The 15359-nt window shown below is 72.6% G+C and carries 5 protein-coding genes; 3 read left to right on the top strand and 2 right to left on the bottom strand.

What is annotated here, in order from left to right; translation table 11 throughout:
• Positions 1-418: 418 nt before the first annotated feature.
• Positions 419-1249, bottom strand: coding sequence for a hypothetical protein (locus ACLJOK_RS04390; RefSeq protein WP_410816278.1), 831 nt, complete (start codon positions 1247-1249; stop codon positions 419-421).
• Between the two features lie 184 nt (positions 1250-1433).
• Between ACLJOK_RS04390 and ACLJOK_RS04395 the strand changes: the two genes are divergently transcribed.
• From ACLJOK_RS04395 to ACLJOK_RS04405, 3 genes are read left to right on the top strand one after another with little or no spacing between them, the layout of a single operon-like run.
• Positions 1434-4622, top strand: coding sequence for a hypothetical protein (locus ACLJOK_RS04395; RefSeq protein WP_410816280.1), 3189 nt, complete (start codon positions 1434-1436; stop codon positions 4620-4622).
• 3 nt (positions 4623-4625) lie between these two features.
• Positions 4626-8483, top strand: coding sequence for a hypothetical protein (locus tag ACLJOK_RS04400; protein ID WP_410816281.1), 3858 nt, complete (start codon positions 4626-4628; stop codon positions 8481-8483).
• A 5-nt stretch (positions 8484-8488) separates the two neighbouring features.
• On the top strand, positions 8489-12346 hold the full coding sequence (locus ACLJOK_RS04405; RefSeq protein ID WP_410816283.1) for a hypothetical protein: 3858 nt from the start codon (positions 8489-8491) through the stop codon (positions 12344-12346).
• On the opposite strand, the gene ACLJOK_RS04410 is transcribed toward ACLJOK_RS04405, so the two are convergent.
• Positions 12343-15036 (bottom strand): AAA family ATPase, encoded by a 2694-nt coding sequence (locus ACLJOK_RS04410; RefSeq protein ID WP_410816285.1) that lies wholly within the window; start codon positions 15034-15036, stop codon positions 12343-12345. The genes ACLJOK_RS04405 and ACLJOK_RS04410 overlap by 4 nt on opposite strands.
• Between the last annotated feature and the right edge of the window lie 323 nt (positions 15037-15359).

Consider the following 15359-nt stretch of genomic DNA (forward strand, 5'->3'; position numbering starts at 1 on the left):
GGTTCGAAGCCGAACCGGCCCGAACCCGCCGCGTGACGGGGTGGAGGCGTGGAGAGCAGCCAGCGACATGCGCCGCGCCCGGATGTGGGGGACGGCGATGCCCTGTCTGGACCGCACCGGTCGCCCGTCCACTACGGCTGGGCTCGGACAAGCCCGCCGGGGTGCGCCACGTCAATTTGGCCACCGTCGTTCCTTCCACCTCGTCCTTGCGACAAGGAGCACATCGCGTACGGAATGTGCGCCACAAGGCTCTTCACACCGCTGATACGGAACCCGGCCGAGAATTGACGCCGCCGATACGCCAGCTTGCCGTAGGAGACCGCCGGTTCCGTAACGAATGGCGCCGGCGGTGGATCGTGTCGACCGATGCGCATCTTCGCGCCGGCACCAACCGGCTCGCCTGACTGCGTAGGTGCCGTTATGGCCGTGTCAAGAATCGGCCCGTGGTCGTAACGGGTGTGTGAAAGCCGTCGACGGTGGTCGACCCGGCGGACTGAAATGGCGCCACATGGACTCGATGCGCGGGTCCGCACGGTCGCCGGAGGTTTGCCATGGCGGTGGATCGCAACCTGTGGGAAGCACGGGGCGCGCAGCAGACGCCGACGGGCGTCAGCGTCGCGATCGGCTGGACGGCGATGATCGCCGCGTCCCTCGTGGCGGCGGCGCTGTTCTCGCGCTCGGAGATGCCAGAGCGAGTGCTCGTTGTCGCTGTGGCGGCCGGTGCCTTTGCGGCGCTGGTTCCTGACCTGCGCGCCGCGGTGTCACGCTGCGCGTCCCCCCGGGTCATCGTGGTGACGTAGCGGTACTGGTCACCGCCGCCGAAGAAGAAGCCCGTCATCGAGTTGATCTGCTTGACCACGGCCGGGTCCTGTGCGGCTTCCGGTCGGTCGAGGTCGATCGGGATCCACTGGGCGTCGGCCACCCCGTAGGACCGGAACAGCTTGGCGTAGTAGTCACCGTTGCAGACACTGTTGTTGCAGTCCGGGGTGTCGGCGTCCGGGTCCTCGGACGGCGCCGGGGCGGCCGCGGTGAAGATTCCGATGCGTGCCTTGCCGGCACCGCCGGCCAGCCGGACGATGTCACCGTAGATGGCGGCGTTGTCGTCGGCGAGTCCGCCGCCGACCAGCACGAGGCTCCCGCCGCGCGAGTGGTTCGACTGGGCCGAGGCCGGTACCGAGGTCAGCGGGACGCTCATCGCGAGTGCGGTGCACGTGCCGACCCCGAGGGTCAACAGGCGGCTCAAGGGCATGACTGCTCCTCACTGGAAACCGTGAGGGCGGACCGAGCAGCAGCGTACGACAGGTCACCTCTCGCGAACATCAGTTGCCATCGGACCACCACCGCGGCGGCACTCGCAAGGTAGGTAGCGGGTCGGCACAGTATGGGCAGCGGCTACCGATGTCACTGCAAGCGGCGCAGGCCAGGGTGGGCGTATGGCCTTTACGCCGTCGTTCGCCCTCACCCGGGCCGAGGACCAGCTCGTGTTGCAGGTGTCGCTCAGCAACCTGCAGCCCCAGCTGCGCCCCGGCCCCCCAACCGGCTACGACCTCAAGCTGGTCGCCGGCGCCGCACAGGGGCACCTGTGGGTGCAGTTCCCCCCGCAGCAACTCCTGGAGAACGCCGCCCGGGGCGCCAGCCCGCGACTGGTGCAGACCAAGCCGGTCTTCACGCCACCCAGCGACGTGGTGCTCGTGGTGCGCTCGTCGGACGGCCCGATCGACCTGTCCGTCGCCGGTATCCTGGCCGCGATCTCCCGGCTGGAGATCGTCCCCGGTGAACACGGCGGCGCGGTCGACCCGCTCGACGCCCGGCCACCCCGGCCGGCCACCTCGGCGTACCACCTGGTCGCGGCCGCGATGGCCGGGCACCTCGGCCGGCCCGAGGACCCGGCCGCGGCGGAGGACCGGCACCAGGACCGCGCGGCCCGCCGGGCCGCCGTCAGCCCACCACGATCCAGTGGTACGTCCGGCGCCCGCGCCGCCGACGCCGCGCTGGTGGCCGCCCCGCCGCCGGGCTTTCCGCAGGCGTCGCAGTTCCGCCTGCCCTACCTGCTCAACCTTCAGTCCCCCGGTGGCCACGTCCGACTGCGGCACGCCGCCGCAGCCCGGGTGAACGCCGGGCGCACCGCCCTGTGGAGCACCCGGCTGGAGGTCACCTCGGTGGACTTCTCGGCCAGCGCCGAAGTGCCACTGGCGGCGCGTTTCACTCACACCCCGCAGAGCGGTGCACCGCAGCCGGGGTGGGCCGACGACGTCAACGACGCGCGGCTCAAGAACACCCTCAGGGCCGACCTGTGCGTCGAGATCTCCGAGCAGTCGCGCACCATAGCGCCGGCCACCGTGCGGCGGCTCGCGCTGAGCAGCCTGGGCGGCTGGCTCAGCGTGCGTGGTGACTGGCCCGACCCGCCGCCGGGCTCCACCCCGGCGCAGATCGCCGCGACCGTCGCGCAGTGGCGCCACGACACGTCGATGGGGCGCGACCAAGCTCAACGGATCGTCGTGGTGGGCCGGCTCTACCCGTTCGGCCACCGGGCGATCTTCACCGAGGAGACGGTTCGGCGCTTCGAGAGCGGCAGCACCCGGGTCGCCGCGCTGCGCACCGCGGCGACCATCCTGGTCACTGATCCGCAGATGCCGTTCGTGCCGCCCGCCACGTCGGTGGACGACGCGGGCGGCGACGCTCATCGGCGCTGGCCGTTCACCCGCGTCGATGTCGTCACCACTGTGACCCCGCCGCTGGAGGCTGTCCAGCCGCCCGCGGGGATGACCGGTTCACGGGTGCTGTTGCTGGACGCCGCCACACCATTCGCCTATCAGTTGATCGGCTACGACCATGAGGGCAATCCGGTGCCGTTCGCGCTGCCGCTGCTCTTCGTGCCCGGCACCGCCTCCGATGCGCAAGCCCGGGCGTTGTGGGACACCCTCGGCGGCGGAGCACAGGTGCCCGAGAACGTCTTCCGGACCATCCAGGCCGGTGGGCAGCCGATGGCGGTCGCCCCGATGCCGGAGCCGGCAACGGCGGCGATCCGGTCGGCGGCCGACCTGGAGGTGCCCACGCCGGAGCAGGCCACGACGGTGCTCGCCCGCAAGGTCGACCTGGCGCTGGATGCCGCCACCGGGCTGCCGGTCGCCGAACGGATCGTCGGGCGCATCGCCGCGCTGGACCGCTACGCGCCGGGGGCGAAAGAGGCGGTGTTGCAGTACGCCGCGCCGTACACGCAGGCGCTCTTCGACGGGGCGAACGCCCAGGGACAGGTCTTCCTGAAGCTGTTCGGCGAATCGCCGGCGGTCGGCCTGGCGCAGGAGGCCACCGGCGGGCTGGCCGCCCTCGCCCTGAGCACCTCGGCGATCTCCCGGCAGTTCGGGGCGCTGGCGGGTGCGGACCTGACCACCCTGGCGGCCGGGGCGGTGGACCTGTCGTTCCTCAAGGACGCCGACAAGCTGCTGGGTCTGGCCAGGATCAAGGATCTGCTGCCCACCGACGAAGGCATCGTCCGGGAGCTGGGCAAGGCCTACAAGATGGTCAGCGACCTGGTCGACGGCGTCGCGTCGCAGGTGATGACCTGGGACACCAAGCTCTTCGGCGACAAGCCACAGGCCCGCTTCCACCAGGGCTTCGTGGTGTTGCGGCCGCTGCGGGAAAAGCCCGGCGACCCCAACAGGGCCAACCTGAGGATTACCCAGACCACCGAGGTGGACACCGCCCGGCTGGAGACCCGGTCGACCAGCGAGTGCCTGGTCGAGCAGGTGGAGTTGCAGATCCACTCCACCACCACGCCGGCCTTCGACACCGTGCCGCTGCTCAGCGTGCCGATCAGGAGCATCCGGTTCACCAGCAGGGACGCCGGCAAGCCCGACGTCGACATCAAATTGGGTGCGCTGCGCTACGGCCAGGTGCTCGCCTTCATCGCCACCCTGGCCGAGATGATCGACCAGGAGGGCTTCTCCGACCCGCCGGCGCTGACCGTGACGCCGACCGGGGTGCGGTCCGGCTTCAGTTTCCCGGTGCCGTCGCTGGCGATCGGCGTCTTCGCGCTGGAGAACATCGCCATCTCCGCCGGCGCGGAACTGAACTTCACCGGCGACCCGTACCCGCTGTCTTTCGATCTCGGCTTTTCCACCCCGGACAACCCGTTCCGGCTGACCATCGCCGCGCTCGGCGGGGGTGGGCACCTCGCCATCGGCGTGGCCACCACCGGTCTGGTCAAGCTGGTCGGCGCCCTGGAGTTCGGCGCCTCGCTATCGGTCGACCTGTTCGTGGCGCGCGGATCGGTGGAGGCGATGGGTGGTGTGCTCTTCGACATCGACGCCAGCTTGGACATCGCCCGTATCGGCGGCTATTTCCGCATCCGTGGAGAGGTCGAGGTCCTGAGCATCATCAGCGTCTCGATCACCTTGACGCTCACCCTCGACTACGACCTCAACTCCAACGAGCTGTTCGGCTACGCCGAGATCGCCGTGGAGATCAAGGTGCTGTTCTTCAGCGAGTCGGTGGTGGTGCCCATGGAGCGCCGCTTCGCCGGCCCCAGCGCCGACCCGACCTTCGCCCAGTTGATGGCGCCGACCGGGCGGCCCGGCCCGCGCCCGTGGGACACCTACTGCGCCGCGTTCGCACAGGAGTAGACGATGACGTACAGCGTGCTCTGGACCGTTCTGCCGGCCGGCTTCGCCGACGGCAAGGCGCAGCTCAGCCTGGTCGCCGCCCCGCGCGGCCAGGGCATCACCACGATCGGCGGTACGCCGCTGGCGGACTGGCCGGCGGTGGTCAACGCCCTCGGGCCACTCTTCCTGGCCGACACCGGTGGCGGTGAGCCGCAGCCGCTGACCCGGCGCAGCGGCCCGGCGTCGTCGCCGCTGTGGACGGCGCTCTTCGGCCCGGCCACCAGGGTGCTCACCAAGGCTGGTGGGCGCCGTGCGTTGGGAGCTGCCCGACCGGGGCCGACCTTCGCCGCCACCGCCACGGCTCTGGAGCTGATGTATGCCAGCGTCAACGACACCAACCCCACCGACTCGCTGGGCGCCGACCATGTCGTGCGACGGGCGATCGCCGCGCTTGCCACAGTGGACAATGACCCCCGGGTGGCGCGGGCGATGGGCCTGGAGGCCGGCGCCGCCCTGCTCGCCCCGGCGACGACGTCGAACGCGACGCTGACGACCGCGGTCCAGCGGCTGCGCCAGGAGGGCCACGAGGATCTGGCGATGGCGCTGCCGATCGCGGCCTACGCCCGGTGGCTACGCCGCGCAGGCGGCCCCCGCAGGGCACCCGGCCCGGGCGGGCGGGCCGCCGGTGGTCCGCTGGCCGGGGTCAACTCGGTCGCCCAGGCCGACTTCCACCAGGTCTGCACCCTGCTGATGGCGCACCCCGCCCTCTCTATACCGCTGGGTCTGCGCGTTGATGTCGAGATGGCCGCGTTCGACGGCGCGCGCACCGTCCGGGTGGTGGACGCGGCCGGTCAGCCGCTGAACGGTCCGGTGCCCCGCCCCCAGCCGTTCAGCGCGGTGGTCAGCGACCTGCCCGCGCGTCGGTTCACCATGGCCACCGAGCCGGACGCCCGCGCCGAAATCGTCGGCGGGGTCCTCAACCTGCGCAACCCGGCAACCACCTACGTGCTGACCAGTGTGGATGTGGCCAGCCTGAGCGGTCAGCTGGCGGCGGCGTCGACCGCGTCGGCGCGCTCGGGCGAGCCGCTGCCGGCCCGGCTGCCGGTGCGCCGTGACGTCGGTCTGACCCTCGGCCAGCAGGCCCGCGCCGAGGCGGTGGTCAGCCACGCCACCACCCGCACCGACGCGATCGCCTCGGCCGGCGCGCAGGCCCCGGCGGTGCTGTTCGCCGACGACGTGACCACCGGCTACCGGGTGGACGTGGCCACCGACGGCGGGCCGTTCCGGTCGCTCATGCGCCGCCGGGTGCGCTACACGGTGGGTGAGGTGATCGTCGACGCCGACGACGAGGGCCGCACCGAAGCGGTGGTCGCCGCACAGCAGGATGACGAGTTCGGCGTCGTCCGGCTCGTCGTCGGCGAGGAAATCGCCGGGTGGGACGGCTGGGGCCTGTCGGTCGGCAAGCCGGGGCCGAAGGTGGGCGGCGACGGCCGCAACAGCCCGGAGGTGGAAGAGATCGACAACGTCCTCGCGCCCGGCTACCCGCTGCGCGCGGAGATCACCGCCGCGCCGGGCACGCTACCGCGGCTGCGTTACGGACGCAGTTATCAGCTCCGGGCCCGGGCGGTGGACATCGCCGGCACCGCGATCGACCCGGACGTCTGCGATCCCACCCAGGTGCTGCCCGCGGTGCGCTACCTCCGCCACGAGGCGGCCGGTTCGCCCACCCTGGTGCCGACCAGGCGCTTCACCGAGGGCGAGTCGCTGCTCCGGCTGGTGGTGCGCAGCGACGGCCAGGGCACCCTGCTGGGCACCTGCGAGCGTCACGTCGCCGCGCCGGACAGCCCGCAGATGCTGGCCGAGCGGCACGCCATGTTCGACGCGGCCTTCGGGCCGCAAGCTTCCCCGGCGGTCCGCGAGCGGATGTTCGCCGTCGCCCGTCGGGAGGAGGGCTCGTTCCTCGACCAGATGGTGCCCGGCCCAAGCGGTGCGATGGTGCCTCAACCGGGTCTGCAGCTGGTCACCAGCGACCCGACCAGGGTGGTCAAGGGCACTCTGCCGGTGCCGCGCGGTCGGGCCCTGCCCAACGGCGCCTACGTGGTGATCGACGCGCCGGCCGCCCTGCTGCCCTACCTGCCGGACCCGGCCGTCGCGGGCGTGGCCATCGGCGGCGTGCCGGGTGCGTCGCCCGTGGTGAGCACGGGGTACGGGGGCAGCTGGCCGGATCTGCCGCCGGCGAAGCTGGTGGCGCGCCCGATGGCGGCCGGCTCCAGCGTGGTACAGGTCTCGGTGAAGAAGTCCGGTGGCCGATCGGTGCTGATCGTCGAGGTTCCCCCCGGCGTGGAGCAGACCTTCGAGCTGTCCAGCACGCTGCACCCCGACCGTCTGGACCACCTCGCCGTCGGCGCCGCCAATCCGCAGGACGTCCTGGACGGGCAGGTTCTGGGCCTGTCCTCCCGGCAACCCGTCACCGTGGTGCACGCGGTGCAGAAGCCGCTGGTGGCGCCGGCCCTGATCGGGCCGCCCACCGTCACCGCGACCGGCCTGACCGGGCAGGTCAGCGTCACCGTGCAGGTGCAGGCGCACCGGCCGACCACCGGCCGGGTGCACCTGGCGGCGTCCTGGCTCGAAGCGGTGGACGCCGGCACCGGCAGCGTCAAGCCGCAGGCGCGCACCGCCACGCTCGCCCCTACGGACCTGGAGCGCACCGGTGGACCGGTGACGCTGAGCGCGTCGCAGTTCTTCGGTGACACCAAACACCGGGCGGTCACCTACCGGCCGGTCGGGTCGACCCGGTTCCGGGAGTACTTCCCTCCCGTGCCGGACGGCGATCAAAGTCAACTACGCGAGGGCGCCGCGATGCTGGTGCACGTGCCCAACCGGGCAGTGCCGCCACCACCGGACGTGCACTCGGTGGTGCCGTCGTTCCGCTTCACCAGGGGCATGGAGTTCGGTGAGTGGACCAGCACCCGGGAGACGATGGGTGTGCGGGTGTGGCTCAACCGCCGCTGGAACCGTACCGGTGAGGGCGAAATGCTCGGTGTGGTGCTCTTCGCCAGCCCGGCCGACGGTGACGTGGAGGAGGGTCGGGCGCTGTCCGGCCTGGTCACCCGCTGGGGCAGCGACCCGATCGAGGAGATCGGCCTCGGCGACCAGCAGCACTTCGTCGCCGGCGACTTCGACACACCGGGTCAGGTCACGAGCACCGTCACGCTGCTGGACGCGGCCGCGGGCGGCCGGCAGGTCACCGTGATCGGGCACCCGGTGCACTTCGACGCCGAGCGTGACCTGTGGTTCGCCGACATCGACGTGGACGTCGACCTCGCGGTGTGGCCGTTCCTGCGGCTGGGACTGGTGCGCTTCCAGCCGCACTCACTGCCCGGCCGCGCGGTGTCCCGGGTGGTCACCACCGACCTGGTCCAACTGCCCCCGCACCGGCAGATCAAGGTGAAGAAGTTCGGGACCACCGGAGTGCGGGTCAACGTCTTCGGCAAACCCGCCACCGCCAGCGAGTTCACGATGCGTCACGAGCGCCGGATGCCCGACCCCTTCCTGGCCAGTGCCGACATCGGCTCCGACATCGGCGTCCGGGCACAGGAGGGCACCACCGGCACGCCCGGTGACGGCTGGCGGGTCACCACCCTGCCCGCACCGCCCGGTGGCATCGCCGCGATGCGCCTGGAGTGGGTGGCCGCCGGGGCGCCACCGGAACAGCTCATGCGCGAGCTGCGCGCCGGCCGGGTCGTGGTGCAGGAACGCCAGCGCGGCTGGGCGGTCACCGGCCCGGGCGAAGCCCTGCGGACGGTCTACACCGAGGTCCTCGACCGCGCGGTGATCGATCCCAACCCGCCGACCACCACCGCCGCGACCGAGGAGAGCTGAGCACAGTGGACGTCTTCGGACTGCACATCCGCGACGAGATCCGCATCGATCAGGCGTTCGTCGACGCTCTGCCGACCTCGCCCGCCAGCGGTGGTCGAGCGCTGGTTTTAATCGGCCGCCGGGTGGTGCTGCTCGGCGCGGTGATCCGCGGCTTCCGCAACGTCTTCGTCGTCGGTGACGAGGTGGTCGGCGAAGGCCCGGCCGGTAAGCCCTCGCTGGCGATGGAGGTGCCCGGCACCCCGGCGCAGGGCGAGGAGGGTCTCTCCGGCCGCCAGCTGGTGATCCATGCCCGCAGGCTGACGGGCGTCTCCGCCACCAGCACCGGGCAGCGGGGCGGTAAGGGTGCGACAGGGGACCCCGGCCCACCGGTCAACGACCCGAACGTCTCGCGGACCACGGCGCTGCCGCCGCTGCCGCCACCGCCCCCGCCGCCGATCGGCGGGCATCCCGGTCTACGCGGTCACCCGGGCAGCCCTGGAGGAGCCGGAGGTCCGGTGCACGTCTTCTACGTCGAGGCCTCCGGCACCAACACCTTCGCCGGAGTCGGCGGCCCGGGTGGCGCGGGCGGCGACGGTGGACCAGGTGGGCCAGGCATTCCGAACGAACCGGAGAATCAGGGCCCACAGGGGCCGCCGGGGGAGCCGGGTGGCCAGGGCGGCGCCCGCGCCGCCGAGGTGCTGGCCCGCACCCCGCAGCAGTACGACGAGGAACTACGCCCACAGCTCTCCGGGCGCGGTGGCGACCGCTGGGCCGAGCAGCGCGGCAGGCAGGCGTGGTACGAGTTCCGCTCCGGCAACCTGGTGGAGGCCGAACGGGAGTACGCCGCCGCCGAGCAACTCCGCCCGGGCAGCATGGCACCGCAGCTGCGTGCCCTCATGGCCGATCACCGCACCGAGATCGGCGTAGAGCGCGACCTGGAGCTGGACCTGGTGCCGGCTGTCGACTTCTACGCCGGGCAGTGGCGCGCGGCGGCGGACACCCTCCGGGCCGCGCTGTTCGCGCCCGGCGACGGCCCGGTGCTGCTTGCCGGCGATCAGCCACGGCTGCTGCGGGCCCGGGAGGCGGTCCGCACCCAGTTGACCGCGCTGCTGGGCGACCAGGGGCCGCTGGAGGAGACCATCGGGGAGAGCGGCCGGCGCCGACGGGCAGCCGCCGAGCAGGCCCAGCAGGCATCCGGGCAGCTGATCGGCCAGAGTGTGCTGCGCATCCAGGAACGGCTCGGCGACCTGACCGCCGCCGAGGCGCTGATCTCGTACGGCTCAGGCTCTGTCTCCGGGTCTGACCTGGTCACGACGATCGCCCAGGTGCTCGGCGTACCCGACCCCACCCAGCCACAGGGCGCTGCGGGGCTGCTGTTGCCGGCGGACACCACCCTGCTGGTCGACGCCGGCACCGCGGCTGGCGGCCCCTACCTCGCCGGGCGGCCCACCACCACCGAGCTGGCCGCGGCCGGTGTGGGCCTGGACACGCACGGTCAGTGGGCCCAGATCGGCACCCCCGGGTCCGGGCGGGTGGTGCACCTGCGCAGGGTCGCTGCCGACCTGCGCGCCGCCCAGGCTGACGGGCCGCTGCGGGACCTGCTGATCGAGATGACCGAGGCCTGCCACAGCTGGCGGTTGGCGACGCTACGGCTGCGCCAGATCGCTGGCACGACGGCGGCCATCGCCGACCTCAAACGGCGCGCCCGGGAGGCCATCGGGGACCTGGACTCGGTGGACACCGACGACCGGCCGGCCAAGTCGGCGGTGTCCCGGCTGCTGCGCGGCCTGCTCTGCCTCTTCGACGCTCTGGACCTCTGGAGCCAACGGGCCCAGCGGGCGTTGAAGCTCTACATCCTGGACCGCGGCAACCCCGGCGGCATCTCGGGACAGACCGCGGCGCTGGCCTACCCGGACCTGGATCTGGACCTGGACGAGAAGGTCACGCCCGACTTCCCGGTGGGCGCCTACGACCTGATGATGAACGCCATCTTCACCAGGGACCCGGTGGCTGAGCGCGACCGGCACCGGGACAAGGGGCGGCCACTGGTGGTCCAGGACGGCACCCAGGTGATCCACAACGCGTTCTCCGTCGGCGCGCACACCGCGGCGATCAACCGGTTCGTCAACGCCAAGTCGCTGTGGTTCGACCTGCCGCTGGCCAAGCTGCCGCCCGGGCTGGCCGAGATGAAGGTGGTCGGGGTCACCGTCAACCTGCGGGGGATGGCCGGCAACGACAACAGCTTGCCGATGACGATCACGCATGCCGGCTTCTCCCAACAGCGCGACCTTGATCTCGGCGTGCACGACCTGACCGGTCCACCGGCCACCCAGGAGCTGGTGCTGCGCTTCGAACCGGCCACCCAGGTGTGGACCGGCGACACGGCCGCCGTCGCCGGCAAGGAGCACCTGTTCAGCCTGTACGGGCGTGGCCTCACCGGCGGCTGGACGCTGGCCTACGACTCGGTGACGGTCCCGTTCACCGGCCTGCAGCAGGTCGACGTCAACATCCAGTACGAGGCGATGGAGTCCCTCGACTCGGTGTCGCTCAAACGGGTGGAGCACGCCCGCACCGGGCTCTTCGTCGGGGCCCGGGCCACCGGCCGGGTCCTGCTCACCGGCCCGGCGCCGGCCGGCGGCAAGCGGGTCACCCTGCACAGCAGCCGGCCCGACCTGGTCAAGGTCCTCAGCGGGGTCGACGTCATCGCGGGAGCGTCCACGGCCGACTTCCCGATCGACGTGCTGGCACCCACCGGTCCGCAGCCGATCGACATCTCGGCCAGCATGGCCGGCGTCCGGCGTGAGGCGATCGTGCACGTGCCGCCGCCGGTGCCGGCAGCGCCGCTGGTGACGACAGTGCCCCTGGGCGGTCCGGGCGCCGTCGCGGCGGTGGCGGTGTCCCGCGACGGCGCCGGCGGACGGGTCTTCGCCACCCATTCACCGCACGACCGGCCCGACGACGACGGCACTCTGAGCAGCTGGGACCTGGCCCTGACCCAGGCGCGGACGGCCACCGTGGGTCACGGGCCGCGCGCGCTCACCGTGCACCCGCAGGGCAACCACGGATTCGTGGTCAACGGTGGCCACCACGACTTCGCCGTGCAGCGCTTCGAGGTGACCGCAGGCATGCCACAACCGGGCATCAGCAGGCCGATCGGGCTGGGCGTGGTCGACGTGGCGCTCGACCCGGCCGCCCAGCGGCTCTACGTCGTGCACCAGGGCGGTGCGCCGCCGGTGGGAGTCGACATGCACGTGCGAGTGCTCGCCCCGACTGACCTCAGCGACCTGGACGCGGTCGGTGACGAGGACGGCTTCGCCGGGATCATCGCCGCCGCGGTGGACAGCACCGCGGCACGCGTCTACGTTGCCCGGACCTACCGCGCCGGCGTACCGCAGACGGCAGCCATCTCGGTGATCACCCGGCGCGCGGACGGCCGGCACGCGATCACTGGCACGATCGACCTACAGGACGTGCTGCTGCAGCCGGTCGACGTGGCGGTCGACGTACCGGCCGGGTTGATCTTCGTGTCCTGTCTCGGCGGCAACACCACCCACCCCTCGGTCGTGGTGCTCGACCAGGGCGACTTTCCCACCGACGGCGGCACCCGGCCGGTGCCCGCCGGCGCGGTGCTGCCGGTGCCCGGCGGTGGGCGGGCGGTGGCCACCCGACCGGGGACCGGCATCGGCTACGTCGCGACCTCAGCCGGTCTGCTGATGGTGGACGGCCGCTCCCGGGCCCTGCGCGTGGCGGTCAAGCTGGGCGACGCGCCGTGCTCGGTGGCGGTCGACCCGGTCACCGGCGTGGCCTACGTCGGTGACTTCGTCGCCGGCACCCTGAGCCGGGTGCTCACGCCGGCCGATGTGGCGCCTCGGGCGTGGCGCTAGCCGGGACCGATGCCCCGAGCGCGGGCCGCCGCCGCGGCCTCCTGCCGGGTGCGCACCCCCAGCTTGTCGAAGATCGCCGCGACGTGATGGTCCACGGTGCGCACCGACAACACCAGGTCGGCAGCGATCTCGGCGTTGGTCCGGCCGGCGCTGAGCTGGCCGAGCACCAGCAGCTGCCGCTCGGTGAGGTGAGCCGGGTTGGCCCGGGTGCCGCGGCGCGCGCCACGCGGGACCCGGGCACCCCGATCGCGCAGCCGGCCCCGGACCAGGTCGGCCGCTGCCACCGCGCCGAGCCCGTCGAGCATCTGCAGACCCCCGGCAACCGTTTCCGCGTCCGGGGATTCGGCCAGCTCCAGAGCCTGCTCGTACGGGTCGCCGTGGGTCGCCCACTGCGCCGCTGCGGTGGCCCAGTCACCACCGGCACCGGCCGCATACGCCTGGGTCACCACCAGATCGGACGCCTGCGCGCCCGCCACGTCGGAGGTCTGCGTGCCCGCCGCATCGTTCACCGGGCTGCTGACCGGCTCGACAATGACACCCAGACGGACCAGATAGCGCACCGCCTCGGCCCGGAACGGCGCGGCACCCGGGTGCGCGAGGCGGGGCAGCAGCTCGGCCGCGACCTCCTCCGCGCGCTGACGGTCGTTGGTGAGCCAGGCCCACTCCAGGTAGGCCAGCCCGGCGTACGCCATGCCCAGCAACAGCCGGCCGCGACGCGCCCGATCCCACGCCTGCGCCAGCAACGGCGCCGCGGCCGGGTCACCCCGGCGGGTGCGTAGCCGGGCGTACCAGGGGACGCTGTAGACGTACAGCATGTCCGGGGGATTCTGGCGCTGCGCCAGCGCGCGCAGACCCGGCTCGGCGTCGTCCCAGCCGCCGCGGCGCAGCTCGACCAGCAGCTGGTGCACCCGCATGTTGTAGGCGTGCGACCAGAAGCCGTGCTCCTCAGCGAAGGCCAGCCCGGCGCGCACGCACTCGGCCGCCTCGGCCAGGGCGCCCATCCGGAAGAGCATCTCGCCGAGATTGGTGTAGCCGCGCGCGACGTACTCCAGCAAGCCGTCCTCGCGGGCCGTGTCCACGCTCTGGCGCAGCATGGCCAGCCCACCGGCATCACCCACCTCGATCCGAGCGATGCCGAGATAGTTGAGGCACAGCGTGTCCAGGTCGGTGCGGCCGGCCCGGCCGGCCCGCTTGCGGGCCGACTCCAGGGCGGTGACCGCCCGCGCGAAGTCGTCGGTCAACGCCAGGATCGCGCCCTGATAGAGGAGTGCGTGTGCCGCTGCCGCGTCGTCGGCCTGGTTGTCGAGGACCCGCACGGCCTCGCCCGCGGTCCGCTCAGCGGCGTCGGTCTCGCCAGCCATGAACTGGTGCCGGGAGACGCGGACCAGGCAGCGACCCCGGGCCGGCTCGTCGCCGAGCGCGGCGTACTCCCGGGCGGCCTGCTCGCCGACCCGCACCGCCTCATGGAACCGGTGCGCGTTGTAGAGCTCCCAGCCGTACTCGTCCAACAGTGCGGCGCTCTCCGCGCCACCCAGCCGGTCGCGGTAGGGCAGCACCGACTCGAGGAGCACCAGTGCCTGCCGGTGTGAGCCCGCTGCCGCTGCGGCTCGGGCCGCGCTCGGGCCGACCGCGACCACGGTCGCCGGATCGTCCCCGGCGACCGCGTGGTGCACCAGGCGCCCCCGGTCCGGCGACGACTCGGCCCGCAGCGCCGCCAACACCCGGCGGTGCAGCAGCCGTCGACGCAGCTCAGGCAGGTCGGCCTCGATCGCCCGTCGGGCCAGCTCGTGTCGGAAGGCCAGACCGTCCGGCCGTACCTCGATCACCCCGTTCTGCTCCGCCTCGGCCAGCGCGGCCAGCGCCTGCGGCCCGAGGAGGATTGCGGCCAGGTCCACCCCGACCGCCCGCGGGACCACGCAGAGCTGCGCCAACGCCTCCTGACAGGCGGGTGCGAGGCGCCGGCACCGGGCGCGGACCGCGTCGCGCACCGCCCCCGAGGCGGCCGAGCCGTCGGACGCCAGCGACTCACTGACGAAGAACGGGTTGCCGCCGGTCAGGGCGTGCAGCGCGGCACCGTCGTGGCCGGTGCCGGCCGCCATCCGGGCCACCGCGGCTGCGGACAGCGCGGCCAGCGGGACTCGGACCACCGGCGCCGCGGTCAACGATCCCAGCAGGCGGTGGACGGGGTGGGCATCGTCGACGTCGTCACGCATGGTCAGCAGCAGGACGGCCGGCAGCGGCCCGATCCGTCGGGCGGTGTAGACCAACACGTCGATGGTCGCCTCATCTGCCCAGTGGATGTCCTCCACCACAAGGAGCGTCGCGGGGGCGCCGCGCAGCTCGGCCAGCATCGCGGGCAGCACAACCGCCAACGGGTACGCCCTGGCCGCGGCGCTCGGTGCGGTTGGTAGGTGCGGTGCGGCCAGGGCGGCCTCCAGAGGGCCCCCATGATTCGCCACCGCCTCGCGCAACGGCGCCAGAGGAGCCGGGGCGATCAGATCGTCGCAGCCGCCGGAGCGTACCCGCACCGCAGGATCGACCTCGGCGAGCAGCTGGCGCACCACGCTGGTCTTGCCGATCCCCGCCTCACCGGTGAGCAGGGCAACCGAGCCGGCACCGCCCAGCGCGGCGTCGACGGCGGCCCGCAGCGTGGCCAGCGCAGACCGGCGCTCGAGGAGCTGCGTAGGCATTCCTCGATGGTGCCACCCACATCGGGGGCGAGTCCGGTTTGAGACGGCTTGCTGACCGTCCTATCCGAAGCCGGTGCCTCGCAGGGCGTTCACGCTGGAGTTCAGAGCGGAGATGGTCGAGGTGTGCCGGCGTGGAAACCGGGGTCTCGGTCAGGTCGCGAACGGGTGTCGATATATCCGATCAGGGTTCAGGGCGGCCCCTGGTGCAATCGCTTCGTCCAGGAGGTGGCGGCGCGGCGGCTCAATGTGGAGCAGCTCGGCGAGGACGGCCATCCACTGGGTGCGCATCGGCAGTCAGAGTTGCCCGACGCCCCGGCCTGACC

The organism is Micromonospora sp. 050-3, assembly GCF_046549335.1.
Lineage (GTDB): Bacteria > Actinomycetota > Actinomycetes > Mycobacteriales > Micromonosporaceae > Micromonospora > Micromonospora trifolii.